Source organism: Kaistella sp. PBT33-4, from assembly GCF_029194425.1.
Lineage (GTDB): Bacteria > Bacteroidota > Bacteroidia > Flavobacteriales > Weeksellaceae > Marnyiella.
The window spans coordinates 434450-460997 of record NZ_JARFYL010000004.1; the positions used below are offsets into that span (position 1 = coordinate 434450).

Sequence of the window (26548 nt, forward strand, 5' to 3'; positions counted from 1 at the left end):
ATGAAAAAGAACAGTCTGAAAGTACTGACCGCAGCACTTATCCTGAGCACAGCCACATTTGCTGTACAGTCCTGCAGTAATGATGATGATCCCATCATCACCACACCCGCCGGCAGTTTTGAGCCGGGAAATTTTAAAGGTGAAATAACCACGGGTAATACAATTACACTGGATCCCTCCAAAGTACACAAACTTACGGGACCTCTGGTTGTGAAAGAAGGTGGTAAGCTGATCATCCCTGCCGGAACCAGAATTGAAGCTACAGGAGGTACTTCAGCCTACGTCACTGTTGAACAGGGCGGGCAGATCTTTGCCAACGGTACTGCGGCTGCACCTGTTGTTTTCACAGCTTCCAATGCGACACCCGGTGCCTGGGGCGGACTCGTAATCTGTGGCCGCGCACCCATCAACAAAGGTACAACTGCAATGTCTGAAGTGGGCAATGCTACTTACGGAGGCACCATAGCCACTGATAATTCCGGAACACTGAACTTCGTGCGTATCGAATATGCCGGCGCCATCTTCACCGCAGAAAAGGAATTTAACGGTCTGTCCCTTTTTGGAGTGGGCAGCGGGACTCAAATCAACAATTTAGCCGTAATAAACGGTTCGGATGACGGTATTGAATTCTTTGGCGGAACTGTTAATGCCACAAATATCCTGTCTGTAGGCAATGAAGATGATGCTTTTGACTGGACTGAAGGCTGGAACGGTACGGTGAACGGAGTTTATACCAAAAGAAGAGCCGACAATACCGGAAACAGAGGCATTGAAGCCGATAACAATTCCAATAACAGAGATGCAAGTCCAAGGTCTAACCCTACCATTAAAAACGCCACATTCATAGGAGCTCTTACCGGTGAAGCGGACGGAATTAAACTTAGAGAGGGAACGCACGCAACCATAGACAATGTTGTTCTTTCCGGTTGGAAAACAGGAATCAATGTAGAGCACGACCAGTCTGTCGCTTATTTCAACGGAGCTGGTAAAATCACCAATGTAAGATTTGACAATGTGCAGACCGAGGCCTCAGCGAAAGCAACGGCGGTAGGAACTACGCCTGGAGTCACAATACCTGTACTGCCCGGTACATTCACTGTAAATGCCGCAGCAACCGGCGCAGGTGGAAGCAACGGAACTGGACTGCCATCATGGGCAACTGGTTGGAGCGGACTTTTTTAGAACTTTTTTTCTTTCATTCATATCAGCAAGGCGCCGGAATTATCCGGCGTCTTTTTCTATACATCAGGATTTCCAATATTAAATTTTTCCGTTCCAGTGTTAATTTAATATGAATTTTTTGTTAATTCAATAATAATTATAGTACTTTGACTGAACAAACGGAAGACATAAATAATTGAGATATGAAAAAGACGGCAATAAAAACAGCAGTATTGGGAATCCTACTTTTCCTGGGATTTTCAGGAGGTCTGCAGGCACAGCATACCAACAGCCTTATAGAAGAAGTAAGAATTTCGAATAAGGACGGCTTTACCCAGGTGAGAAACATTATAGCGCAGAATTTTGATTTTACCGATCCGCAGCTCACCGAAGGAACCACCAATTCGTTGGTGAAATTTAATATTTCAACAGACGGCAAAATTGAAAATGTTCGGGCAGATAGCCGCTGCAGGGCCATTAACAAAAACCTTGAAAATGCTTTAAGCGGTCTTCATTTACGCTTTAAAGGGCAGCGTGAGAGGCCTGTGACCTATGTAATGCCGGTAGAAATCGCTATTGCGTCCCGTTAGGCATAAAAATGATGAGAAAAACGAAACCGGTTCCAAATGGGAACCGGTTTTATTATTTATCTGAATATTCGAAGCTCTGAACCGCTTCCAGCGTCCGGCTGATTTCCGCGTCTTTGACCGCGTCACTGATGAAGTACGTTTCATAACCGCTCGGTGGCAGGTAGATTCCGTTCTTTAGCATATGGTGGAAAAAATTGTTGAAGAGAGAATGATTGGCACGCTGTGCCTCATCAAAATCAGAAACGGCTGCAATGTGGAAAAACACACTCATCATGGAACCTTTCCTGTTGATGCGGTGCTGGATATCTTTGCTGTTCAGAATCTTACCGATCTCAAAATCAAGCGTTTCGGTGGTTTTGTTAATCCGCTCATAGAAACCGGTATCGTTCTTTATCAGTTTCAGTGTTTCAAGACCCGCACGCATAGCCAGTGGATTCCCGCTTAAAGTTCCGGCCTGATAAACAGCTCCTTTTGGAGCAAGATGGTCCATAATTTCGTTGCGCCCGGCAAATGCGCCTACCGGAAGACCACCGCCAATCACCTTACCGTAAGTCACGAGGTCGGCTTTTACGCCGAATACTTCCTGTGCCCCTCCGAAAGCCAACCTAAAGCCGGTCATTACTTCATCAAAAATCAATAAGGCCCCGTTGGCATCACAAGCTTTCCTAAGTTCCTGCAGGAAATTGTTTTCAGGCAATACACAGCCCATATTTCCCGCCACAGGCTCAATGATTACCGCGGCGATCTCCCCTTCATTGTGGCGGAAAAGGTCATGTATCTGTGCTATATCGTTATATCTGGCGAGCAAAGTATCCTTCGCTGTTCCCTGCGTAATTCCCGGTGAATTGGGGTGCCCGAAAGTGACGGCGCCGCTTCCAGCTTTGATCAGGAAAGAATCGGAATGTCCGTGGTAGCAGCCTTCAAATTTAATGATCTTGTCTCTTTGGGTAAATCCACGGGCCAAACGTATGGCGCTCATGCACGCTTCCGTGCCGGAAGAAACCATGCGGATCTGATCCACATTGGGAACATTTTCTACAATGAACCGGGCAACTTCAGTTTCGAGTTCGGTGGGAGTTCCGAAGGAAAACCCTTTTTCCGCCTGCTTTTGGACAGCTTCCAGAACCACAGGGTGGGTATGTCCCAAAATGGCAGGACCCCAGGAATTTATATAATCAACATAGGTTCGGCCATCCTCATCGGTCAGGTAGGCTCCCTTAGCCGACTTCATAAAAACGGGTACACCTCCTACAGATTTGAATGCGCGCACAGGTGAATTAACTCCGCCCGGAATATAGCGCTGCGCTTCTGTAAAAAGCGCAGAACTTCTTTGATATATCATCAGTTTATTTTTAAATAATGTGCAAGTGTCTCTAACTATCTTGGCTTACGTCCCTGCAGGAAAACAAGGTCTCCGGCACGCAGTTTCCCGCCGTCGTCCATTCTGTTCTTGGCCAGCAGTTTATCCAACCTTACGCCGAACTTCTGTGCAATCGCATGCATATCTTCGCCAACTTCAGCCTTGTACGCAGGAACATTTCCTTCTGCACTTTTAGACTCCAGGAAAACAATATCGTTCTGTTTAAGCTTGCCGCTGCTCAAGTCATTCCACTTCATCAGGCGGCTCTCACTGATGCCGAATTTATCAGCAATTTGAAGAAGGTCCATATCTGCAGGTACTACAAGATATTTCATCCCGCCGTTCGGATGGTTCTTAACCAAAACTTCTTTTAAGAGATCGCTGTTTTTCTGCTGCTGAACTTTTTTCTGCTGAGTGGCATAGGAGGTCTGCTCGTAACGCACCTTAATCGTTTTAGCCTGACTGTCTGATGCAGATTTACGTCCCGGATTCATCTGCGCCAGAAAAGTACGGTCGTCCTGAAGGGATGGATATTTATTGAGTAGAGCCGTATATACCGTCTTGGAATCTGTATTATCGTACTCGTAGAGCTTATGCTTTTCAATGATGGATAAAAGGATTTGCGCATAGCGGGGGTTGGTGGCATAACCGGCCTTTTTCAGACCGTGGGCCCAGCCTTTATAATCCTTGATGTCGAGCTTGAAAAGGCTGACATAGTATTTTCTTTCTGCCAGAAATCGCGAATGGTCTTCGTAGCTTTGGCGGACATCATCATACACGCGGAAACATTCATTGGGTGCGTCATCGTTATGCCGCATTGTTCTGCCGGTCCATTCGTCCTTACACTTAATACCAAAATGGTTATTGCCTTCCTTTGCCAGACGGCTTTGTCCGGCACCGGTTTCAAGAAGTCCCTGTGCCAGTGTAATGGAAGCCGGAATCTTGAATTTTTCCATCTCCTCTACCGCATAAGGTGCAAACTTTTGAATATATTGTTCGTCGGTGGTCCAGGTTTGGCCTTGAATTTGCGATAAAATAATCAGTGCTAAAGCAATAAATATTTTTCTCATAAATAGTTAGTTTGTGAACTTACTGTATTGTTAATCAGCTTCCTGCCTTTTGCTGCCAACATTTTATTGGCGCCGGAAATGCCCTGAAGGCCACCGGTGTGAAAGGAAAGGATTTTACTTTCTTTCGGGAAAAAATCTGCCTCTATAAGTGCAAATATTCCCTGCATCATCTTTCCGGTATACACCGGATCGAGCTGTATGCCGTATTTTTCGGCAAAAACATTTATAAAACGAATATCTTCGTCAGTTATTTTGCCGTATCTGCCATTTATCTCATTTATCAGCGAAAAATTATTTCTGCCTGATAAAGCAAGCACGCTTTGCTGAAGAGAATCATCATTCACGATTTTAAAGCCCAGAATGTTCTGTTCTGCCTCTGCAAACTTTGAAATTCCGGCTAAAGTCCCGCCGGTTCCAACAGCGCAGCAAAGATAATCAAAACTTTTTGTTTGTTCATTCAGCATGTGCCGGATGCCGTCTACAGCCAGTTCATTAGTTCCTCCCTCCGGAATGATAAGTGCTTCGGGATACTGCTGTAGCATTATTTCCCCAAGTTCCTCCTTTCTCCTGTACTGCTCGCGAGATACAAAGCAAAACATCATTCCTTTTGCCGCGGCAAAGCTCAATGTAGGGTTATGCTGCCATTTATTTGCAAGTTCATCACCGCGTATTATTCCAACGGTCGGAATACCTTCACGATATCCTAGCGCGGAAACAGCGGCAATGTGGTTGGAGAAGGCTCCGCCAAATGTAATCAAACGGGGATTTGCCGTTTTGCGCGCCAGATAGCTGTTGATGTTGTAAAAGAGTTTCCAGTACTTATTCCCTGAAATTTCAGGATCGATAAAGTCTTCCCTTTTTACGAAAAGTCGCACATCTCTGTTTTGTAACGGTATTTCGGTGATGGGGATGTGCGTTTCAGGAAAAATCATCCTGCAAAGTTGTAAAAAAGTTTGAAAATGGAGAAATTCGAAGCTTTTGCTCGAAGCACTTGCTGGAAGACTGATTTACACGGTACAGTTAATATTGATTTACAGAACTGAAGGAGGCTGGTTAAAAATGACATTCAATATTGCACCAGACCATTTCTTTCCTGTGAAAAGATCAGGAATCAGCGGTAATCCAATTGCATCAGCACATCTAACGGACCAAACCGGCATCAGTTAAAGTTACACTGCAGATCGCACCCAGACTTCTACATAAAACTTCTATTTCTTATATTTACGAAGGGTTTTGTAAAATTAAAGCCTAAAATAAGCTAAAAAAGATATATGAAAATAGGTTTACTGGGTTTTGGAAAGACAGGAAAAGCAGTCGCGAATGTAATTCTGCAAAATAAAAATTTTCAGCTGGAGTGGGTGCTCAAACGCAGTAACCAGCTTGAAAACAGAAATGCAGCTGAATTTCTGGGCGTAGACTCGGAAGACCCCGGACTGATAGTTTCCAGTGCCGGCATGACCGTTCCCGATCTTCTGGATAAGTATCCTGTAGACATTATTATCGATTTCTCATCGGATTCTGGAATTCATTCCTATGGTCGCCATGCAGCACAGCGTGGCATAAAAATAATCTCTGCAGTTTCCCATTATAAAAAGGCGGAGCAGCAGCTTCTGCAGGAGCTTGCAGCCCAAACGGTGGTTTTCTGGAGCCCAAACATCACGCTGGGCGTAAACTATCTGCTGTTCGCAGCCAAATTCCTGAAGAAAATTGCTCCTGATGTGGACATTGTAATCGTTGAAGAACATTTTAAGGACAAGGACGGAATTTCAGGAACTGCGGCCAAGATTGCTGAAGCCCTGGATGTAGAGAAGTCTGAGATCAACTCAGTACGGGCAGGGGGAATCGTGGGTAAGCACGAGGTAGTATTTGGTTTCCCCTATCAGACGGTCAGGCTTACGCATGAATCCATTTCGCGTGACGCATTTGGCAACGGAGTGCTTTTTGTGGCAGGTAACCTAACCGACAAAAGCACCGGCCTTTATAATTTCGAGGATATTCTTCTGCCTTATTTTTCTACAAATTAGTATATAGGGTTAATAATCCCGTAAAGGCAGTTGACTAAGCATAAACATTACTGTGTATTTCCTTAAATTTATACAGAAATCTAAAGGATGGGGCGATGCGAACACGAAGCTACAGTCTTATTCGCCGGTCACTGGGCACCTTACTTTTGCTGCTGGCTCTTAATGCCTTTGGCGGTGGCTGGTACGGAATGGCCGGAGCGGATGCTGTGCCAATATCCTGGTTGGAGGGCAGTCCTTTTCGGGACTATTTTATTCCCAGCATGATACTGTTTGTGGTCGTAGGCGATTCAGCACTCTTTTCAGCCATATCGGTATTTATGAGACACAGGAAAGCACGTTTTCTCTCTTTTCTGTGTGTACTTACCATCATCCTGTGGCTCTCTGTCCAAATAATTATTATCGGTTATGTGTCGTGGATGCAACCTACCACAGCGGCAGCAACTTTCATAATCCTTCTGTTAGCCCTTAAACTGCCGAAAAAATGGAAACTAAATATTTTAGTGAACTCCGGGCCCATCAGTATTCTACACTATTACTTTGCTTTCTTTGCGCAGTTTATATCTGGATTGTTTATCCACTTCTACACATCCGGAATACCAATCAAGCTTTATTCATTGGGGTTGCATGGGCAATTCTGACCGTTATTTTTGAATTCTCCCTTGGGCGTATGACCGGCAAGTCATGGTATTTCCTGTTCCGCGATTTCAATCTGACCGAGGGACGCTTATGGACAGTATTCGTCCTATTCCTTACGTTGCTTCCTTTGCTTTATTTCGTAATCAAACGATTGTAAGCAAATGTCCGCGAAGTTTTAGTGATTTTATAATCAACTCTTAATAATCCATTTTTGACGATAGTAAACAGGCCTTGAATTACTAATATTTTGAGGTTATAATAAATTTGTTAGATTATTCTAACTTATGTAAATTTACAGCTTAAACTTTCCCGGATGAAATTGAAATTATTCTGCCTGACGGCTGTTCTGCCCTTAATGTTCCACACTCAAACCGCCTCATACGATAGTTTATCTGTGAATACATTGATCCGGGACACCATTACGGAAAAAGGATCCTCGTCCATCGATGAAGTGGTGATTTCCGGTACCATGAAGGCAGTAAAGCGACTTGAAAGTCCAATTCCGGTGGAGGTGTACTCACCTGCATTCTTCAGGAAAAATCCTACACCTAATATCTTTGATGCGTTGCAGAACGTAAATGGGGTTCGTCCTCAATTGAACTGTAATATCTGCAGCACCGGCGACATCCACATTAACGGACTGGAGGGCCCGTACACGATGGTTCTCATTGACGGTATGCCGATGGTAAGTTCACTGGGCACTGTGTACGGTCTTACGGGCATACCCAACTCGCTGGTTGAAAGGATTGAAATTGTAAAAGGTCCGGCCTCGTCACTGTACGGAAGTGAAGCGGTGGGTGGCATCATTAACATTATCACCAAAAAAGCGGGAAACGCACCGGCTTTCAGTGCAGATGTGATGTCTACGACATGGGCGGAAAATAATATTGATCTGGGTTTCCAAATAAAGGCCCGACCCGGCACTACCCTGCTTACCGGAATCAATTATTACAGTTATAAGGAAGTTTCGGATATGAACAGCGACCGCTTTACCGATGTTCCGCTGCAGAAAAGGATTTCGGTTTTTCAGAAATGGAATTTCAGGCGTCCCGAAAACAAACTTTTCAGCATGGCTGCCCGGTATATGTATGAGGACCGATGGGGCGGCGATGTACGCTGGAACCGTTCCTACCGCGGTGGAAACGAAATTTATGGGGAGAGCATCTATACCCAGCGTGCCGAACTTTTCGGTGCCTACCAGCTGCCGGTTCGGGAGAGTATGAATCTGGCTTTTTCCTTTGTAAACCATGACCAGGACAGCCGTTACGGTACGCTAAGCTATATTGCAAATCAGAAAGTCGTCTTCGGACAGCTGACCTGGGACCGACGTTTGGGAAAACATGACCTGCTTACAGGTGCAGCAGTGCGCTACACTTATTATGATGACAATACGCCGGCGACGGTTAATCATTCCAATAACAACCAACCCGAGAAAGTACTGTTGCCGGGTATTTTTGTTCAGGATGAAATTAAGCTGAACGACAAACACAGTGTCCTGGGAGGTCTGCGCTTTGATTATAACCAAAGCCACAGTTCTATATTTATGCCACGATTCGCCTACAAATGGGCACCAAATGATGAAAACATTTTAAGGTTCAATGCAGGCACGGGTTTCCGTGTGGTAAATCTTTTTACCGAAGACCACGCAGCGCTCACCGGTTCACGTGACATTCTGATCCTAAACGGGTTGAAACCTGAAAAGTCCTATAATGCCAATCTTAATTTCACTAAAAAATTTTATTCGGAATCCGGCACATTCCTGGGAATGGAGGCTACCGCATTTTATACTTATTTTACCAACCGGATTGTACCGGATTATGAAACCGATGCCAACAAGATCATCTATGACAATCTGGACGGGCACGCAGTAAGCCGCGGCCTGAGCCTTAACGCAGACCTGAACCACCACAGCGGAGTTAAATTCATCCTGGGGGCCACACTTATGGAAAATACCCTTTCGGAATTTGGCATGCGCAGCCACCAACTCCTTACCGAGAATTTTACCGGAACGTGGGCTATCTCCTATAAAATACGAAGAGCCAGACTAACTCTGGATTACACCGGAAACGTATACAGTCCCATGCGTTTACCGCTTCTGGGAGATCTGGACCCACGGAAACCTACATCGCCATGGTGGAGCATACAGAATATACAGCTCAGCTATGACGGCCTTAAAAACTGGGAAATCTACGGCGGCGTAAAAAACCTGCTGAACTGGACGCCTAACCGTGGAAATCCATTCCTGATCGCGAGGAGCCATGACCCGTTTGACCAAAACGTGGTGTTCGATCCTTTGGGTCAGGCAGTCGCTACGCCGGAAAATCCGTACGCCCTTACCTTTGATCCCACATATGTGTACGCACCCAACCAGGGAATACGAGGATTCCTGGGTATCAGATTTAAACTGGACTGATATGAAATTTACTGCTGCATTTATTCTGTTTTTATTTCCTTTGATGATGTGTTCACAGAGCAATAATGAAAGCACTGATAAACATGCGCTGGAAAAAGCTGAAATCCGTCGTGTTGCCGAGCCTCGCCCGCTGCTGATATTTATAACCGCCGACTGGTGCTCTTACTGCAGGATGATGAAAAATAAAGTATTCAGTAATCCTGAGGTTGCCGGAAAATTGCAGACTGACTTTTACTTTGCTGAACTGAATGGGGAGTATACAGAACCCATTGTCTGGCAGGGACAAACCTACCGCTATGTGCCCAATGGCCCGCGTACCGGCACACATGAGCTGGCGCAGCATTTGGGTGCAGTTAACGGGAAACTTACTTATCCGACACTTGTTATAGTGGATAAAAAAGACAGGGTGCTTTTCCGGTATGCCGGATTTCTGACAGGCAAAGAAATGGTGGCGCTCCTGGATAAATTAACATCCAAACGATCAAACTACTAATTTACGCTCCCGCCTGCTTTCCAATAAACTTCCGGAACCCCCAAATTTTCCGTTTGCGCAGGTAGTTAAAGTCATGTTCGTAGCTGAAGGCTTCACGTTCGAACGAAATGGACTGATAAGCGCGGTGCGCATTGCCCAGCCGCAGATACCAATAAAGATACTCCAGGATGTACCAAACGTAGAAAAGTACAATCAGAAGTTCGAGTTGCTGGCGCAGGTGGATCTTTTCATGATTCAGCAGGATCCGGTTGCGGCGGAGCTCAGGGCTTCGCAGCAAAATGAAAGGATAGAGGGTGATCCCTGAAATTTTTGTATTTTTGAGAAGCCATTGCCAAATGATGATCATAGCACAAAGATAAAATTTTCAGCATTCCTTTTAACCAATGCAAAACAATCCAATCAAAGAAAACGAGGACTTTTATTACAACGAACAGGGTTATAAGGTCTTTACAGAAGCGTATCACCTGAAGCGCGGTTACTGCTGTAAAAGCGGCTGCAGGCACTGCCCCTACGGATACGATAAGAAAACAGACACCTTCAAGAAACCAATTAAAAAATAAGACAGTCATGAAAAAATATCTTTTATTGATTTTAGCTTCGGCTACCCTGGGACTTACTTCCTGCAGCCCTTTCAACGTGCGCTCGGATTATGCCGAAACTGCTACCTTCAGCAATTACAGGACGTATAAATTAAGGATCGACGACCTTAAACTAAACGATATTGATAAAGACCGGGTACTGAACGAAGTTTCACGCCAACTGCAGACAAAAGGCCTGAGTGTTTCCGACAGTCCCGACCTTATTATCAATGTGAAGGCTAACCACAAAAAAATTAAAGATATCCAAAGCAGGAATCCTTACGGAATGTATGGCTGGGGCGGACCTTTCGGATGGGGTGTGGGCATGAGCCGCACGTGGACCTCCAATCATAATGAAGGTGCACTGATCATTGACCTTATTGATGCAAAAACCAACAAACTGGTTTGGCAGGGAATTGGCAGCGGCATTTCGGTAGATTCACCGCGTTCCAAACAAAAACAAATCCCACAGATCGTAGCCGAAATAATGGCCAACTATCCCCCAAAGAAATAAATTCGGATATTCCGTATTAACAAAGACCGCCCCAGTAATTAAACGGGGGCGGTCTTCTCTTTTACAGGCGGTCTTACTGACCCATCAGGTCGCGCAGTCTTTCCTGCATAAGCTCCTGATCTGAAAGTGCGTCCAAACCTACCGTCATGACCATGATTACGATGTAAATCACTGTTAGTGCACTAAGCACAATACCTACATAACACAGGATTTTGCCCGTTTTTAAAGTCTGAAAATCGCTGTAAAGGGTTGGATTGGCCAGGTAAAGTGCCTCATCCTTCTTAGCCAGCACCAGACCAACAATTCCGCACACCAATCCGATAATTCCATAACAGCAGCATCCCAGGATGGAGATAATGCCCAATACGAGCACAAGTGTAGCATTTGGTAATTTCTGTTCGTTCATAGTTTATTGTTTTAAAATGTTTTTATTTGAATAAATAATCGTTCCGCATAAAATAGGAAACAACCATAATCACGGAATTCAGGATGGCCAGAATGACCAGGGCTGAAGCGTAATTCCTTTTTTTGTCCAGGAAATGCAGCGCTACAGTAATTCCGAAAACAATCAATGTGTACACTGCCGGAAAAAGCTGGAAAGCCTCTGCAAACCTGCCCTCCCAAACCATAAGCAGGGCCCGCTGCGCACCGCAACCGAAACATTCTATGCCGAATATCTTTTTATTCAGGCAGGAAACCATATAATCCTCCGCCGCCATTCTTAATTTTTATGCATTCAATAATACAACTTTTTCAGGTCTTACACATCACTTTTTCGCACGGTCATACTGGTGCGGAAACGGACAGTCTGCGCCGCTGTCGAAAGCGCCCTGTATGGCCAGATAAGGATTCCTCAGGATCTCACGGGCCACAAAAATAAGATCAGCCTGATTTTTCTGAAGGATTTGTTCTGCCTGTCCGGCACTGGTAATAAGACCCACGGCTCCGGTGGCAATACCGGCTTCTCTTCTGATAGTTTCGGCAAAAGCAACCTGGTAGCCGTCAAATACCGAGATGCGTGCACCGTGGATGTTTCCGCCGGATGAGACATCTATGAGATCTACACCTTTTTCTTTAAGCATTTTAGCCAGCTGTACACTTTCATCCAAGTCCCAGCCGTTTTTGGCATACTCCGTGGCTGAGATCCTCACAAACAGAGGATGGTCATCATCCAGGAGTTCCTGTACAGCCTCTACAATTTCGAGCAGGAAGCGACTGCGGTTCTCCAGACTGCCCCCATACTGATCCTTTCTGATGTTTGATAAAGGCGAAAGAAACTGATGAATGAGATAGCCGTGTGCAGCATGTATTTCAATAAGGTCAAAACCTGCATCTAGCGCCCTTCTGGCACCATCCCGGAAAGCCTGAACCAGACCCGTAATTTCTTCTGCAGAAAGTTCGTGCGGCGTACGCTCACTTTCCTCGTAGGGAATGGGTGACGGAGCTACGGTTTCCCAACCTTCCTCCAGCGGGATCTGTTTGCCGTTCCAGGTAGAGGCTTTACGTCCCGCATGCGCAAGCTGGATTCCGATTTTGCTCTCTGAGTGGGAATGTACAAAATCCACGATATCTTTAAGTTTTTGGGCCTGTTCGTCCTTCCAGATGCCCATGCAGCGGTTCGTGATCCGGCCTTCGGGCACCACGCCGGTAGCTTCTACGATCAGTAAACCAGTACCGCCCTGCGCGCGGCTGCCGTAGTGAACAGTGTGAAAATCATTTGCCAAACCCTCTTCACAGGAATACATGCACATGGGCGACATGACCCAACGGTTCTTCAGTTCAAGGTTCCGGAATTTTATCGGAGTATAGAGCATATTTGAATTAAATTTGGTTAAGGCGTAAAGTTAGTGATTACCGCAGGAACTGCGACAGGACCGCAACGAAGAAGCCCAAAAAGCCATGTAGAATCTAAAGAAAAAACACTTACCTTTACTTCCCCATTTTTTATATGCATGCAAAAAGAAATCAAGATCCTGTTTGAGGAAATCGCAGGATATGCCGAACTGAGTGAGACCGAAAAACAACTCTTTGAGGCCGCCAAAAAAGTTCGGGAATCGGCGTATGCACCCTATTCTCATTTTAAGGTGGGTTGCGCGGTGCTGCTTGAAAACGGTGAAATCGTGACCGGCAGTAACCAGGAGAATGCAGCATATCCGTCGGGACTCTGTGCGGAAAGGACTACCATTTACTGGACATCCGCAAATTATCCGGGAGTGAAAATGAAAAAACTTTTGGTAATTGGCGCACCCGATTCAGCACTCACCTCTGTACCTATTCCCCCTTGTGGTTCCTGCCGGCAGTCTATCCTGGAGTACGAAGCAGTGCAGGGCGATAATATCGAAATATATTTCTCTTCCCTCAGTGGCGAAATATATAAAACTTCATCTGTTCGGGATCTTTTACCCTTCTCATTTGATTCGAGCTTCCTTTAAAAAATTCAGCAAAAATAAAATTCTTTATAACTGACATTCTGTTTGTTGTATCCGGCAAGTGTGCAATTTTGCCCCACCTGCGTTCATCAACATAAATTAAAGACTATCTTTGCGCCACTTTCAGAAAAGGGAATCACGTGCAATCCGTGAACTGTCCCCGCAACTGTAAATCACACGCCCACAGAGATAAAACATCTGTGAAGCAATATTTTGTTTTAATTAAGCCACTGGAAACGGGAAGGCAAAACAAAGGTGAAAGTCAGGAGACCTTGCTGAAATACTTTTTTTATTAATCGCTTTCGGAGGAAAAGTCGGATTACCGTGCGTTTTCACGCGTGGTTTTTTACACTTTATTTTTTCCGGTAGGCATTTACCTTAACTTAAATTTTTTTTCATGAAGAAAAGAGTAATTTATGTTGGAGCTTTGCTTGTCGTTAGTTCGCATGTACTGTCCCAACAAACGCATGAAACCGTCATTGATGAAGTAACTGTGGCGTCAAAAATTCCGCAGCAGCTTTACAAAACCGGTAAAAATGTAAAACTACTGACGCAGGAGGACCTGAAAAAATATCAGGGCCAAAGTGTAGCGGAGGTGCTGCAGCAGGTGGCCGGTATTCAGCTAACCGGTAGCTCAAACAATGCGCAGGAGCCCAAATTCACCAAGGTTCGCGGCGGTAAACTGGCTAATATCCTGATTTTGCTGGACGGTGTCCCGCTAAAAGATGTCACCGGAAATGACTACAGTGCTGCTGACCTTAGATTGCTGGCGCTGGAAAATATAGAACAAATAGAAGTACTCAGCGGCGCCTCATCCGTTCTTTATGGCTCCAATGCTGCCGGTGCCGTAATCAATATCCGCACGCAAAAAAACACTGCGAAAACTGTGGAAGGTGAAGTTGCAGCCAGAGGCGGCTCCTACGGAACATTTGCGCAAAATGCAGCAGTTAGGGGTCAGATGAAAGGATTTAACTATCAGATTTCAGGATTTAATGAAAAGTCAGATGGATTTTCCTCCGCCGAGGGTTCGGGTTTTGATAAAGACGGGTTTGAAAAGCAAAATGCCTCCGCCACCGTGGGCTATCTTGGTGCGCGTGTAAGTGCAAACGTGCAGGCAGGCTGGAACCACCATCTTTTTGAATATGATGCCGGGGCGTTTGCTGACGGGAGGAGTCGTGGCGATGATACCCAGAAATTCATTGGTGCCCACTCTGATTTTAGATACAACAAAGGTCAGCTGGTGGCCAATTTGCGTTATACCAACACCGAAAGAACGATTCAGGGTTATGCGAATGATACGTACCGTGACGAATATTTCTATGGTGGCAACAACCTTTTCGCCGAACTCTTCAATAACTATAATGTTTCCGAGCGGTTCAGCATCACAGCTGGCGTTCAGCACGAAAGACAGCAGTTGGGCTCCAGTTCACTGCCCTGGGGCGGTTCTGAAATGCAGGAAGATCTAAAAAAAGCCGATACGGAACTTTATAACACCGATCTTTTCGCCAAAGCAAGTGTAAATTATATGGATTTCCATCTGGATGCAGGTTCCAGGATGACCAATAACTCCAGGTTCGGGAATCATTTTGTGTACAGTATAAATCCGTACTACCTTAAAGAGACCGCAAAGATTTACTACAAGATAGGTTACTCATTTGCCACCGCATTCATAGCGCCTACCCTCTATCAAACCTACGGAACGCTCCCATATACCACGGCCAACTTTGATCTGAAACCGGAGCGCAACAGTACACACGAGGTAGACCTTAGCATCGGGAACAGGGACCGGAGTTTGCTTTTTAATGCCACCGCTTTCCTTACAGAGGAGCAGGATGTATTTGCCTATGCAATGAACCCCGACTTTACAGGAAATTTTGTTAATGTGGACGAAAACAGGATTAGGGGAGTTGAAGTTGGCTTTGATTACAGAATCATTGATCAGGTAAAAATTGGCGGCAATTACAGTTTTGTTGAAAAGGAGAAGGAAGCTACAAGACTCAGAGTACCAAAAAACCGGGTAAATTCATATATTGACATCACTCCGTTGGAAGGAACACGCATTGCCCTTTCACACCAATACGTTTCCAATCGTGCTGATTATTATTTTGATGAGAATTTTCAGCGCGTAGATGTTACGCTGGAGGCCTATCATCTGATGAATCTGAACATCAATCAGAAGCTGGGGAAATCTTTTGAAGTATTCGGTAACATTGGCAACCTCTTAAACACGGGCTACACTGATGTCGTAGGATTTACTACTAAAAGACGAAACTATACAGCAGGATTCAGTTACAGATTCTGATGCTTAACGGAAAGAAAAAAGAAGCGCGGCGCAAAAATGAAATTTTTGCGCCGCGCTTCTGTTAACATTTTTAATCAGTCATCGGAAGAGAATATGCCGCTCACCAGGGAGGTAATCAGCGAAAGAGCGATACTGAAAATAAAAGCCCACCAGAACCCGTCGATTTGCATACCTTCGATAAAATAATCGGCGATCAGGATTACAATGGCGTTTATCACCAGTGAGAAAAGCCCCAGAGTAATGATGGTAAGCGGTAGTCCCAAAAGTTTCAGGATGGGTGATACGATAAGGTTAAGTATTCCCAGCACGATGGCAAAGACAATGGCTGTGGAGAAGCCGTCAATATGAACCCCCGAAAGTACCTTGGTAAGCAGAAAGGCAACTGCAGCAGTCACCAGCAAATTGATAATAATCCTCATAGTTTACATTATTTATAGTTTTGTAAAGTTAGTAAGATTTGTTCTTTTGAAAGTGAGGCTTTTGCCCATCCAGGAAAATTTCCAGAAACCCCGGACCTTCAGAAACCCCTCTTCCGTAATTTGGGCAGTTGAATCCCAAAATTTACCGGAGCTTGCGTCATATATCTTCCCTTTTTCCCAGATGTGACTTTTTGCATTATACACCAACCCTTCCAGTATTTCCATGCCAAGAATTTTCCTCTTGCGAAGTTCAGGTCTTGGATTACGGTAATCCAGGCGGGTATGAATGGGTGTACCACTCCCCAACTCGGGGTCAAACCAGAGAATTTTAGCTTTGTATTCCCTGCCGGACTTATAGATGCCAACCGCTACAGAATGATCGGTTGCCAGCCAGGTGCCCAACACCTGATCGGCACGGGACTGCGAATATAGAAGAGTAAATGAAAGAAGGAAGGTAAAGAAGGATATTTTTGCAAACATCCTATCGAGTATACAATCTTTCTGCCATGTACGCAAGGAAAACTCAAACTCATGAAATATTTATTAATCGAAGTACCGTAATAACCTGCTGTCGTTTGAGTGATAATCAACATTAAAAAGAAATTCTCAACTAAAAAACCACCGGCTGTCCGGTGGCTTCTATTATTTTGGCTCAAATTAATTATACGTTAAATCGGAAGTGCATGATATCGCCGTCCTGAACGATGTATTCCTTACCTTCAACGCCCATTTTACCGGCTTCCTTCACTTTAGCTTCGGAACCATAGGTTATGTAGTCGTTGTATTTAATGACTTCGGCGCGTATAAATCCTTTTTCAAAATCGGTATGAATCACGCCGGCCGCCTGCGGTGCGGTCCAACCTTTTCCTATAGTCCAGGCACGAACTTCCTTCACACCGGCAGTGAAATACGTCTGCAGCTGCAGCAGGTCGTATGCCTTACGGATCAGCTTGTTTACACCCGGCTCGTCCAGACCTATCTCATCCAGGAACATTTTTCTTTCCTCAAATGTTTCCAGTTCGTTAATATCGGCTTCAATCTGGGCTGCCAGAACCACCACTTCCGCATTTTCGCGTTTGGCCATCTCTTCTATTTTGGCAATCCACTCGTTACCGTTCTTAATTGAATTTTCATCTACATTACAAACATACAGTACCGGTTTATTGGTAAGAAGCTGGACATCATCAATTATGGCTTTCGTATGGTCATTGGTTTCAAATTCACGGGCATTGCGTCCGTCTTCCAGGAACTTCTGCAGATTCTGCAGGGTTTCGTAGTTCAGGATATCCTCTTTTTTACCGGATTTGATGAACTTTTTCGCTTTCTCCACTGCCTTGGTCACCGTTTCAATATCTTTCAGCTGAAGCTCGATATCAATGATTTCCTTATCACGCATTGGATCCACAGAACCTTCCACATGAATAATGTTGCCGTTTTCAAAACATCTTAAAACATGAATAATGGCTTCACATTCGCGGATGTTGGCCAGGAACTGGTTACCCAGACCTTCCCCTTTGCTGGCCCCTTTTACAAGGCCGGCAATATCCACGATTTCCACCACCGCGGGCAGAACGCGCTCCGGATTCACTAATTTTTCCAGCTCAAAAAGCCTTTCATCCGGCACAGAAACGGTTCCCAGGTTGGGTTCAATAGTGCAGAAAGGATAGTTGGCAGACTGTGCTTTGGCGTTGCTTAGGCAGTTAAAAAGAGTTGACTTACCTACGTTTGGAAGTCCTACGATACCACATTTCATAAAAAAGGAATTTGAAAATCCGTCCTAACCGGAATTCCGGATTGAACCATAAAATTAATGTGCGCAAAGATAAGGATATATTGTGAATTGAAACTGGCAATAACACCCAATTAACGCTAGGTAAAACAAAAAGTCCGGCAAAAGCCGGACTCTATATTAACAGTAGTTTATTTTACCACTCTCTTCTTCTGTCGTTATCGCCACCTCTGTTATAACCGCCGCCGCTGTTGCCGCCTCTGTTATAACCGCCGCCGTTACCGCCACCGAAACTTCTTGGTCTGTCCTCTCTCGGACGGGCTTCGGATACATTAAGTACTTTTTGCTTGAATTCCTTTTGATTAAGTTCCTCGATTGCTTTCAATGCCTCCTCGTTGTTTGGCATTTCTACGAAACCAAAGCCTCTGCTTCTTCCGGTTTCTCTGTCTGAAATCACTTTTGCAGAATCTACGTCTCCATAATTTTCGAATAACGCCTGCAACTCGGACTCAACTACTGAGTAGTTAAGATTTGAAATAAAAATGTTCATAATAAATAAATAAATAAAAATTGTTGATTAATTAAGCGGAAATCAACTAATGAACAAAGGAACCTTGATTGAATTTCTCTTTAAATAATTAGCTGCAAGATACAATAATAATTTATTTATCAAAATAAAATTATATTTATTGAAAATTTTGTCACACAAGCGCTTTAACCAATTTTTATCGGCTCCAGTGCTTTTGGCAGGTAAGATTCGGAAAACACAGACTTTGCCTCATCTGTAAATACACTCAGGTCTCCATACCTGTTGGAGAAATGACCCAGAATAAGTTTTCCTACATTGGCTTTCCGGGCAATGCGTGCCGCCTCCAGCGCAGTGGAATGCCCGGTATAATCGGCCATTTCCTTCAGGTCATGCAGAAAGGTGGACTCGTGATAAAGCACATCTACCCCTTCAATAATGGGAACAACGCTTTCCAGATAACGTGTATCACTGCAGAAAGCATAGCTAACCGATTTGCTGGGCTCCAGGGTCAGCTTTTCATTCTTCAGTACATAACCATCCTTTAGTGTAAAATCTTTACCCAGTTTCAGATTGTGATAGTCGCAGATTTCAATTTCAGGATATTTGGAGATTTCGGCCATATTGAGGTGCCTTTCCTTCGGTTTTTCACGGAAAAGATAGCCGTTGCAGTAAATCCTGTGATCCAGTGGAATAGTGATGACTTCTACTCTGTTATCCTCATAGATCTTTTCTGAACTCCTGCTCTGCAATTCATGATAGATAATTTCGAAGCCCCGGTGGGTTTGGGTGATTCGGAAAATGGTTTCCAGCATTTCCTTTATACCTTTCGGCCCGTAAATGTGGATGGGTGTTTCGCGGCCCAACAGCCGGAAAGAGGAAATAAGGCCCGGCAAACCGAAGAAATGGTCGCCATGGAGGTGGGAAATAAATATATGGTTGATCCTGGAAAAACGTGCTTTTGCCTTGCGGAGCTGTACCTGAGTACCCTCGCCACAGTCGATCAGGAAATGACGCTCCTCCATTTCCAGGAACTGCGCGGTAGGTGAGGAATTAACTGTAGGGATGGCCGAATTGAATCCCAGGATGGTCAGACAGGTGCTCAAGGTTGGTTATTTTAAACTCGTAAATATAGGAAAGATTATGCCGTAAGGTTCAACAGGAATTGCCGGAACTACTGCTCCATATCGGCAAGAAAAGCATCCAGAGCCTTTTTGCGGTGGCTGATCCGGTTCTTGTGTTCGGGTTCCATCTCAGCGAAGGTCAGTTCGTAACCTTCCGGAACAAAAACTGGATCATAGCCAAAGCCCTGTTTTCCTTTATTTTCTGAGAGCAGATTTCCATAGACACGGCCTTCATAATATTTTGGACCTTCGATGCTGTAATAACAAAGAACTGTTACAAAATAGGCACTGCGGTTTGTATTATTCCCCAGCTCTTCCAATACCTTGGAGATATTCTTCGGGAAGTCATGGTTGGATGCATAGCGTGCGGAATAAATTCCGGGTCTGCCGTCCAAAGCATCCACTACCAAACCGGAATCGTCGCCCAGGCTCGGGATCCCCGTTTTATCAAAACAGTATTTTGCCTTGATCAGTGCATTTTCGTGAAAGGTGTGGCCATCTTCAATGATTTCATCATGAATATCGTAATCAGTAAGGCTTTTTACTTCAAAAAGTCCTTGCAGGATCTGCTGTATTTCTTCTTTTTTATGCTGATTGTGCGTGGCAACAAGTAATTCCATATTAAGTTTTTAGCTGGTTTGAAGATGTATATTTTTTTATGAAAAGAAAGTGAAACAGGACAAAAAGTACAATTCCTACTGCCAGCAAAAGATATTCTGACAATTCAAAAGCTTCTGAGAAACTTTCGGTGTCACTGTTGGTGAGCAGGAGCACGGAGAGCAGATTGTTAAACGCGTGCAGCAGAACGGGCATCAGCAGCGACTTGGTACGGTGATACACCAGTCCCAATACATAACCGAGCAGCACCGCACCTACAAACTGCCATGGATTGGCATGAACAACACCAAATACCAAAGCGGATATCCAAATGGCCGTCACAGGTTTCATTCCCTTATTGATCAGACCTTTCTGAATAATCCCACGAAAGACCACTTCCTCAAAGACAGGTGCCATAATCACAGCCAGTATAACCAGAGTGGCAGTATTCTGCGTCATCTGTTCCATTAACTTTGAGAAAGTTTCGTACATGGGTCCAAAAAAAGGTCCTGTAACCGGCAACAGGCCACTTAAAAATTCAGCGATCAGCATCATGCCGAACATTAAGGGAAATATCAGGATGTACGTGCGGAAACTCAGGGGATTCAGGTTGAACCTCAGCGGCCTGCCCGTAACTGCACGGCATTCAAAATAATCAAAAGCCCAAATGGCACCGATCCACAGTGCTGCATTTGAGAGCATGATATAGAGATTATTTTTCCGAACATCAATACCGAAGACAGTTTCTGTAAAAAAAACGCCCAAACTGAGAAGAATGACAGGAAGCATGGCTCCCATCAGGAGGACCACGGCACCGCGCCAGCCAAATTTATAATGCGGTAAGGATTTAGGGGTCAGTTCTGACATGTGGAAGCATTTACGGCAAATATAAGATTTTGCCATGAAGACCTCAACCGTATTGCTGGCATGCAGGTTTAGAACTTTCACATGTCATTAAAAATCACGATTTTTGCAGCCACAATTTTCTATATGTCAGATTTAATCAAAGAAATACAAAAACGGAAAACCTTTGGTATCATTTCCCACCCGGATGCCGGTAAAACGACGCTGACCGAGAAACTTCTTCTTTTTGGAGGGGCGATACAGGAGGCAGGAGCCGTAAAATCAAATAAAATAAAGAAAGGGGCTACTTCAGACTTTATGGAAATTGAAAGGCAGAGGGGAATCTCCGTTGCCACCTCGGTGCTTGCATTTAACTACCGCGACCATAAAATCAACATTCTGGATACTCCGGGTCACAAGGATTTTGCAGAAGACACCTACCGAACCCTTACGGCGGTGGACTCTGTAATTGTGGTAATAGATGTTGCTAAAGGTGTGGAAGAGCAGACGGAAAAGCTGGTGCAGGTGTGCCGTATGCGGAATATCCCGATGCTGGTTTTCATCAACAAACTGGACCGTGAAGGTAAGGATGCATTTGATCTTCTGGATGAAGTGGAACAGAAACTGGGCCTTACCGTAGTACCGCTTTCACTGCCCATCGGTATGGGATCGGATTTCCAGGGGATTTACAATATCTGGGAAAACAATATTCAGCTCTTCCTGGAGGAAAAGAAACAGCGTGTAGGCGATACCGTAAAATTTGATGATATTTCTGACCCTCAAATTGATGAAGTCATAGGTGCAAAAGCCGCCGCTACTTTACGCGAGGAACTGGAACTTGTGCAGTCCGTCTATCCGGAATTTAACCGCGAAGATTACCTGAACGGTGATTTGCAGCCGGTATTCTTCGGGTCAGCGCTTAATAACTTTGGAGTACGTGAGCTGCTGGACGCCTTTATTGACATTGCTCCCATGCCGCAACCTAAGGAAAGTGAAACGCGGGTGGTAAAACCGGAAGAAAAAGACTTCACCGGTTTCGTATTCAAGATCCACGCGAATATGGATCCCAAACACCGTGACCGTCTGGCTTTTGTAAAGATCGTGTCCGGCACCTTCAAACGGAATGAAAACTACTTACTGGTGAGAGAAAACAAGAAAATGAAGTTCTCTTCGCCAAACGCTTTCTTTGCTGATAAAAAAGAAGTGGTGGATGAAAGTTTCCCGGGAGACATAGTAGGTCTGCACGATACGGGTAATTTCCGCATTGGGGACACTCTTACGAGCGGAGAAAAAATAAGTTTTAAAGGAGTGCCGAGTTTTTCGCCTGAACATTTCCGTTACATCAACAACAATGATCCCCTTAAGGCCAAGCAACTCGCAAAAGGTATTGACCAGCTTATGGACGAAGGTGTGGCCCAGCTCTTCACTATGGAAATGAACGGCCGTAAAATCATCGGAACGGTTGGTGCGCTTCAGTACGAAGTAATCCAGTACCGACTTGAACATGAATACGGTGCAAAATGTACTTATGAACCGCTTTCCATTCACAAAGCGTGTTGGATAGAGGCCGATGAAAAATCGGAGGAGTTTAAAGAGTTCGCCAGACTGAAGCAGCGTTTCCTGGCCCGCGACAAGTATGATCAATTGGTTTTCCTGGCAGATTCGTCATTCACCATCCACATGACACAGGAAAAATTCCCGAACGTAAAACTGCATTTCGTAAGCGAATTCACGCATCAGGATTAAAAAATATCCCAATAAAACAGGCGGCCCCTTTTACCGGAGCCGCCTGTTTTATTTATTGAACTGTTTATTTTGCTGTAAAGTTGATCTGCAGGTCAATATCATCCTTTATTACCACATCTTTCATGGAGGACTGGTAAGCAATGTCCCATTTCTGTCTGTCTATGGCGAACTTATCAGAAGTTAATGTCAGCACACCTTTATTCAAACCGATTTTTGCGGGAAAAGACACTTCATTGGTCTTCCCTTTTGCATTCAGCGTACCTGAAACCAGATGCGGGAAAGCGGCATTGCCGGACTTCTTCACACTGCTGATCTTAAATACCGCAGTTGGATATTTATCCGTTTCGAAAAAGTCACCGTTCTTCAGGTGTCCGTTAAGTTTCTGCTGAGTGGTTCCGGTAACATCAGTTGCATTGATGGAGTTCATATCCAGCACAAAAGTTCCGCCGGTAATGGTATTGTTCTTCATCTGTACATTACCTTCTTTCACTTTCAGGTTGCCGTTGTGTGAAGACGACTCAGTTTTAGCTACTTTATAGCCCCACCAGTTGATATCGGAGGTCACGACTTTTTTGGTCTGCGCAGTAGCTACAGCAGACAGCATTACGAATGCAAGTGCCAGTTTTTTCATTTTTCAGTATTAATTATTAAAATTATCCGGCAAAAATAAGGTTTCCGGGAGGAATGGCAAATGTCACCAGATTTCAGATGTCAAATGTCATATGTCAGATTTCAGATTTCAGAGCCAAGAGCCAAGAGCCAGGAACCAAGAAGCTGGATTTGGAATTTTAAATTATGAATCTTGGATCTTCCCTGTGTACGCTGTAAGCTCTCTGTGTGCTCTGTGGTTAAATAAGAGCGAAGATTTTGAATTTTGGATTTTGAATTTTGAATTTTTGCAAGGGCAGATTTCAGAGCCAAGAATGAAGAATCAAGAAGCTGGATTTGGAATTTTAAATTATGAATCTTGGATTTTCCCCTGTGTACGCTGTAAGTTCTCTGTGTGCTCTGTGGTTAAATAAGAGAGAAGATTTTGAATTTTGCATTTTGAATTTTTACAGGGGCAGATTTCAGAACCAAGAATGAAGAATCAAGAGCCAGTCACCACCAACCACTCACCACCAACCACACCAATAACCAATCACCAATCACCAGCCACTACCCCCGTCATCCGTCTCACCTGAAATAAATATCTTTGTTAAAATTATTCAAGATGAACAGAACCAAAATTACGCTACTCGCGCTGGCATCCATGCTTGTACTTTCGTGTACGTCACAGAAGAATGTCACCGCGGAAACAGCTCCTCAGGAACAGAGTACACCCAAGGGCCAGAACAGTATTGACCGATTTGCGGACATTGAAGTTCTGCGCTACGACGTGCCGGGCTGGAATGACCTGACTTTAAAGGAAAAGGAATATGTGTACTACCTGAGCCAGGCGGGCTATGCAGGGCGGGATATTATCTGGGACCAGAACTATAAAAATAACCTGACCATCCGCCGGGCGCTGGAAAATATTTATCAGAATTACAAAGGTGATAAAACCACGCAGGACTGGCAGAATTTTGAGATTTATCTAAAACGTATCTGGTTTGCAAACGGTATTCACCACCACTACTCCAACGACAAGATGAAACCGGCATTCTCCCGTGCCTATCTGGACCAACTTTTAAATGAAACCAATACAAAGCTAAACACCGCGGTGACCGACGTACTCTTTAACGAAAAAGACAGCAAGAAAGTAAACCTTGATCTAAGTAAGGGGCTTGTAGAAGGTTCAGCGGTTAATTTTTATGGTGAAGGCATCACCGCTGATGAAGCCGAACGTTTTTATGCCAACATGAAAAGCCCGGATCCGAAACGTGCGCTTTCAACAGGGCTTAATTCAAAACTCGTTAAAGAAAACGGTAAGCTGAGAGAGAAAGTCTGGAAAAGCGGTGGCATGTACGGTTCAGCCATCGATCAGATTACCTACTGGCTTGAAAAAGCAAAAGGCGCCGCCGAAAACCAAAAGCAGGCAAATGCGCTGGCCTTACTCATTAAATATTACAAAAGCGGCGACCTAAAGACCTGGGACGACTACAACGTAGCCTGGGTGGATGCCACGGAGGGCAATATCGATTATATTAACGGCTTCATTGAGGTGTACAGCGATCCACTTGGCCATAAAGGCACGTATGAAAGTATTGTGCAGATCAAAGATTTTGATATGTCCAAAAAGATGGAAGTCCTTTCAAAACAGGCTCAGTGGTTTGAAGACAACTCGCCGCTCATGCCTCAACACAAAAAGAAAAATGTGGTGGGGGTAAGCTATAAAACCGTCATTGTGGCCTCGGAATCCGGTGACGCTTCACCCAGCACGCCAATTGGTGTGAACCTCCCGAATGCCGACTGGATCCGCGCTGAACACGGATCAAAATCCGTTTCACTGGGAAATATCATCGATGCGTATGATAAAGCAGCCGGTTCCGGACGTCTGAAGGAATTCGTGAATGATGATGAAGAACTGCAGCTGGCGCAGAAGTACGGCGAACTTTCCAGTAAACTGCACACCGCCCTGCACGAGGTGGTGGGCCACGCCTCTGGCCAGCTAAATCCGGGTGTAGGAACACCTAAAGAAACACTGAAAAGCTACGCTTCAACTATGGAAGAAGGCCGTGCCGACCTTGTAGGACTGTACTTCCTTTACAACCCAAAACTTCAGGAACTGGGACTGACCGACGACTGGAAAGGTGTGGGAAAAGCTGCTTACGACAACTATATACGCAACGGCCTGATGATGCAGCTGGTGAGGCTGGAACCTGGCGCTGATATTGAAGAATCGCATATGCGTAACCGCCAATGGGTCAGTGCCTGGGTTTTTGAAAAAGGCCTAAAGGACAATGTGATTGAAAAAATTACACGTAACGGGAAAACCTATTTCAATATTACCGACTATGACAAACTGCACAGTCTTTTCGGCGAGTTGCTGCGCGAAACCCAGCGGATTAAATCTGAAGGTGATTACAATGCCGCCAGAAACCTGGTTGAAAACTACGGGGTGAAAGTAGATCAGGACATCCACAAAGAAGTTCTGGCGCGCAATGCCCGGTTCAAGGAAGCCGCTTACCGCGGTTTTGTGAATCCTTATATTACGCCGGTTAAAAATGCCTCCGGAACAGTAACCGATTATATATTAAAATATCCGGAGACCTTTGCCGAGCAGATGCTGCGCTACTCTAATGAGTACAGTTTCCTGCCGGATCAGAATTAAATTGAGCGTACGGGCACGCCCGTTTGACTTTTGAAAGTCAGACAGCGGTACACTCGCCAACAGCAAACCGCTTCATCTTGTGATGGAGCGGTTTTTTTGTTAATCAAACGCAGGTAAGGACTTGAAAAATTTCGTTTGATAAATTAAGGGTATACAATTTGAGCCTTTAAGGTGAATTTCAATCTCATTTAATGCTTTCTTAAATTCTGTCAGATGGCACAACGCATTTCTAAGGCCTTTTTTCAAAAATCTGATGCGGTTTATCTGGCGAAGTCGCTTCTAGGAAAAACGCTGGTCCGCAAATTCCCGGACGGACGGGAGCTGCGTGCGATCATTACGGAAACAGAAGCCTATGCCGGCAGCGATGATCTGGCGAGCCATGCCAGCAAGGGCCGGACTCCACGCACCGAAATTATGTTTGGCGACGGTGGGTATGTGTATGTTTACCTTATTTATGGACGCTATTGGCTGCTGAACATCGTTACCGGCAAAGCCGGGCAGCCTGAGGCCGTGCTGATCCGGGGGCTGAGTACCGTAAGCGGACCGGGGCGGATTGGCAACCTTCTGGAACTCGATAAAAGCTTTTATGGCGAAGACCTGGCCACTTCGGAACGGCTGTGGATTGAAGATACTGTAAAGGCAGGATGTGTGAGCACGGGTCCGCGTATCGGGGTAGATTATGCCGGTGAGATCTGGAAGAATATGCCGTGGCGGTTTGTGCTGGAGCCGGGAATTAGCTGA

At 44.9% G+C, this 26548-nt stretch carries 29 protein-coding genes and 1 riboswitch; of the genes, 14 read left to right on the forward strand and 15 right to left on the reverse strand.

Annotation, left to right across the window (positions count from 1 at the left end):
* Together P0M11_RS10835 and P0M11_RS10840 are read left to right on the forward strand one after the other, a co-directional pair.
* Nucleotides 1-1182, forward strand: coding sequence for a hypothetical protein (locus P0M11_RS10835; RefSeq protein WP_275625671.1), 1182 nt, complete (start codon nucleotides 1-3; stop codon nucleotides 1180-1182).
* A 182-nt stretch (nucleotides 1183-1364) separates the two neighbouring features.
* Entirely contained in the window at nucleotides 1365-1751 is a 387-nt protein-coding gene (locus P0M11_RS10840) for a hypothetical protein (protein WP_275625672.1), read from the forward strand.
* Nucleotides 1752-1803: 52 nt separating this feature from the next.
* Here P0M11_RS10840 and hemL read toward each other — a convergent pair whose 3' ends face one another.
* The 3 genes from hemL to P0M11_RS10855 are packed head-to-tail and all read right to left on the reverse strand — an operon-like array spanning nucleotide 1804 to nucleotide 5113.
* Nucleotides 1804-3093 (reverse strand): glutamate-1-semialdehyde 2,1-aminomutase, encoded by a 1290-nt coding sequence (hemL, locus tag P0M11_RS10845; protein ID WP_275625673.1) that lies wholly within the window; start codon nucleotides 3091-3093, stop codon nucleotides 1804-1806.
* Nucleotides 3094-3128: 35 nt separating this feature from the next.
* Entirely contained in the window at nucleotides 3129-4181 is a 1053-nt protein-coding gene (locus P0M11_RS10850) for a glucosaminidase domain-containing protein (RefSeq protein WP_275625674.1), read from the reverse strand.
* The gene (locus P0M11_RS10855; protein ID WP_275625675.1) at nucleotides 4178-5113 is read right to left on the reverse strand and encodes a pyridoxal-phosphate dependent enzyme; all 936 of its coding nucleotides are present in this window, start codon (nucleotides 5111-5113) and stop codon (nucleotides 4178-4180) included. Before P0M11_RS10855 ends, P0M11_RS10850 begins: the two co-directional genes overlap by 4 nt.
* 339 nt (nucleotides 5114-5452) lie before the next feature.
* Between P0M11_RS10855 and P0M11_RS10860 the strand changes: the two genes are divergently transcribed.
* The 4 genes from P0M11_RS10860 to P0M11_RS10875 all read left to right on the forward strand — a co-directional run bounded on the left by P0M11_RS10860 (nucleotide 5453) and on the right by P0M11_RS10875 (nucleotide 9747).
* On the forward strand, nucleotides 5453-6205 hold the full coding sequence (locus P0M11_RS10860) for a dihydrodipicolinate reductase C-terminal domain-containing protein (RefSeq protein ID WP_275625676.1): 753 nt from the start codon (nucleotides 5453-5455) through the stop codon (nucleotides 6203-6205).
* Nucleotides 6206-6300: 95 nt separating this feature from the next.
* Nucleotides 6301-6843 carry a hypothetical protein gene (locus tag P0M11_RS10865; RefSeq protein WP_275625677.1) on the forward strand — a complete coding sequence of 181 codons (543 nt, stop codon included), beginning with the start codon at nucleotides 6301-6303 and terminating at the stop codon, nucleotides 6841-6843.
* 311 nt (nucleotides 6844-7154) lie between these two features.
* A complete protein-coding gene (locus tag P0M11_RS10870) occupies nucleotides 7155-9254 on the forward strand; it encodes a TonB-dependent receptor (protein WP_275625678.1) in 2100 nt (699 codons plus the stop codon).
* Between the two features lies 1 nt (nucleotide 9255).
* On the forward strand, nucleotides 9256-9747 hold the full coding sequence (locus P0M11_RS10875; RefSeq protein WP_275625679.1) for a thioredoxin family protein: 492 nt from the start codon (nucleotides 9256-9258) through the stop codon (nucleotides 9745-9747).
* A 1-nt stretch (nucleotide 9748) separates the two neighbouring features.
* Here the strand turns inward: P0M11_RS10875 and P0M11_RS10880 are convergent, their stop codons facing one another.
* The gene (locus tag P0M11_RS10880) at nucleotides 9749-10093 is read right to left on the reverse strand and encodes a hypothetical protein (RefSeq protein WP_158064299.1); all 345 of its coding nucleotides are present in this window, start codon (nucleotides 10091-10093) and stop codon (nucleotides 9749-9751) included.
* Between the two features lie 37 nt (nucleotides 10094-10130).
* Between P0M11_RS10880 and P0M11_RS10885 the strand changes: the two genes are divergently transcribed.
* Both P0M11_RS10885 and P0M11_RS10890 read left to right on the forward strand, forming a co-directional pair.
* Nucleotides 10131-10307 (forward strand): DUF5522 domain-containing protein, encoded by a 177-nt coding sequence (locus P0M11_RS10885; protein WP_187695216.1) that lies wholly within the window; start codon nucleotides 10131-10133, stop codon nucleotides 10305-10307.
* A gap of 7 nt (nucleotides 10308-10314) precedes the next feature.
* Nucleotides 10315-10839 (forward strand): DUF4136 domain-containing protein, encoded by a 525-nt coding sequence (locus tag P0M11_RS10890; RefSeq protein ID WP_275625680.1) that lies wholly within the window; start codon nucleotides 10315-10317, stop codon nucleotides 10837-10839.
* A 73-nt stretch (nucleotides 10840-10912) separates the two neighbouring features.
* Here the strand turns inward: P0M11_RS10890 and P0M11_RS10895 are convergent, their stop codons facing one another.
* From P0M11_RS10895 to namA, 3 genes are read right to left on the reverse strand one after another with little or no spacing between them, the layout of a single operon-like run.
* Nucleotides 10913-11245 (reverse strand): CCC motif membrane protein, encoded by a 333-nt coding sequence (locus P0M11_RS10895; RefSeq protein WP_275625681.1) that lies wholly within the window; start codon nucleotides 11243-11245, stop codon nucleotides 10913-10915.
* Between the two features lie 22 nt (nucleotides 11246-11267).
* Nucleotides 11268-11558, reverse strand: a complete 291-nt coding sequence (locus P0M11_RS10900; RefSeq protein WP_275625682.1) for a DUF2752 domain-containing protein — start codon at nucleotides 11556-11558, stop codon at nucleotides 11268-11270.
* 48 nt (nucleotides 11559-11606) lie between these two features.
* Entirely contained in the window at nucleotides 11607-12653 is a 1047-nt protein-coding gene (gene namA / locus P0M11_RS10905; RefSeq protein ID WP_275625683.1) for an NADPH dehydrogenase NamA, read from the reverse strand.
* Between the two features lie 138 nt (nucleotides 12654-12791).
* Here namA and cdd point away from each other — a divergent pair, with 138 nt between their 5' ends.
* Nucleotides 12792-13271 carry a cytidine deaminase gene (gene cdd / locus P0M11_RS10910; RefSeq protein WP_275625684.1) on the forward strand — a complete coding sequence of 160 codons (480 nt, stop codon included), beginning with the start codon at nucleotides 12792-12794 and terminating at the stop codon, nucleotides 13269-13271.
* 93 nt (nucleotides 13272-13364) lie between these two features.
* A riboswitch (cobalamin riboswitch) is annotated at nucleotides 13365-13562 on the forward strand.
* A 103-nt stretch (nucleotides 13563-13665) separates the two neighbouring features.
* Complete coding sequence (locus P0M11_RS10915; protein WP_275625685.1) at nucleotides 13666-15570, forward strand: TonB-dependent receptor; 1905 nt, start codon at nucleotides 13666-13668, stop codon at nucleotides 15568-15570.
* A 74-nt stretch (nucleotides 15571-15644) separates the two neighbouring features.
* Here P0M11_RS10915 and P0M11_RS10920 read toward each other — a convergent pair whose 3' ends face one another.
* The 7 genes from P0M11_RS10920 to P0M11_RS10950 all read right to left on the reverse strand — a co-directional run bounded on the left by P0M11_RS10920 (nucleotide 15645) and on the right by P0M11_RS10950 (nucleotide 20832).
* Nucleotides 15645-15989, reverse strand: a complete 345-nt coding sequence (locus P0M11_RS10920) for a phage holin family protein (RefSeq protein WP_158064306.1) — start codon at nucleotides 15987-15989, stop codon at nucleotides 15645-15647.
* A gap of 12 nt (nucleotides 15990-16001) precedes the next feature.
* Nucleotides 16002-16469: a DUF2147 domain-containing protein gene (locus P0M11_RS10925; RefSeq protein ID WP_275625686.1), complete on the reverse strand. Its 468-nt coding sequence runs from the start codon at nucleotides 16467-16469 to the stop codon at nucleotides 16002-16004.
* Between the two features lie 181 nt (nucleotides 16470-16650).
* Nucleotides 16651-17742, reverse strand: coding sequence for a redox-regulated ATPase YchF (ychF, locus tag P0M11_RS10930; protein ID WP_275625687.1), 1092 nt, complete (start codon nucleotides 17740-17742; stop codon nucleotides 16651-16653).
* 172 nt (nucleotides 17743-17914) lie between these two features.
* A complete protein-coding gene (locus P0M11_RS10935) occupies nucleotides 17915-18268 on the reverse strand; it encodes an RNA-binding protein (RefSeq protein WP_158064309.1) in 354 nt (117 codons plus the stop codon).
* Between the two features lie 164 nt (nucleotides 18269-18432).
* Complete coding sequence (locus P0M11_RS10940) at nucleotides 18433-19350, reverse strand: ribonuclease Z (RefSeq protein ID WP_275625688.1); 918 nt, start codon at nucleotides 19348-19350, stop codon at nucleotides 18433-18435.
* Nucleotides 19351-19418: 68 nt separating this feature from the next.
* Nucleotides 19419-19988 (reverse strand): RdgB/HAM1 family non-canonical purine NTP pyrophosphatase, encoded by a 570-nt coding sequence (gene rdgB, locus P0M11_RS10945; protein ID WP_275625689.1) that lies wholly within the window; start codon nucleotides 19986-19988, stop codon nucleotides 19419-19421.
* A 1-nt stretch (nucleotide 19989) separates the two neighbouring features.
* Complete coding sequence (locus P0M11_RS10950; RefSeq protein WP_275625690.1) at nucleotides 19990-20832, reverse strand: type II CAAX endopeptidase family protein; 843 nt, start codon at nucleotides 20830-20832, stop codon at nucleotides 19990-19992.
* Nucleotides 20833-20955: 123 nt separating this feature from the next.
* On the opposite strand from P0M11_RS10950, the gene P0M11_RS10955 reads away from it, so the two are divergent.
* A complete protein-coding gene (locus tag P0M11_RS10955) occupies nucleotides 20956-22554 on the forward strand; it encodes a peptide chain release factor 3 (protein ID WP_275625691.1) in 1599 nt (532 codons plus the stop codon).
* 64 nt (nucleotides 22555-22618) lie between these two features.
* Here the strand turns inward: P0M11_RS10955 and P0M11_RS10960 are convergent, their stop codons facing one another.
* Nucleotides 22619-23185 (reverse strand): YceI family protein, encoded by a 567-nt coding sequence (locus P0M11_RS10960; protein WP_275625692.1) that lies wholly within the window; start codon nucleotides 23183-23185, stop codon nucleotides 22619-22621.
* Between the two features lie 91 nt (nucleotides 23186-23276).
* On the opposite strand from P0M11_RS10960, the gene P0M11_RS10965 reads away from it, so the two are divergent.
* The 3 genes from P0M11_RS10965 (at nucleotide 23277) to P0M11_RS10975 (ending at nucleotide 26548) form a co-directional block, all read left to right on the forward strand.
* Nucleotides 23277-23576 carry a hypothetical protein gene (locus P0M11_RS10965; protein ID WP_275625693.1) on the forward strand — a complete coding sequence of 100 codons (300 nt, stop codon included), beginning with the start codon at nucleotides 23277-23279 and terminating at the stop codon, nucleotides 23574-23576.
* Between the two features lie 191 nt (nucleotides 23577-23767).
* Nucleotides 23768-25807, forward strand: a complete 2040-nt coding sequence (locus P0M11_RS10970) for a dihydrofolate reductase (protein WP_275625694.1) — start codon at nucleotides 23768-23770, stop codon at nucleotides 25805-25807.
* Nucleotides 25808-26020: 213 nt separating this feature from the next.
* Nucleotides 26021-26548, forward strand: coding sequence for a DNA-3-methyladenine glycosylase (locus P0M11_RS10975; protein ID WP_275625695.1), 528 nt, complete (start codon nucleotides 26021-26023; stop codon nucleotides 26546-26548).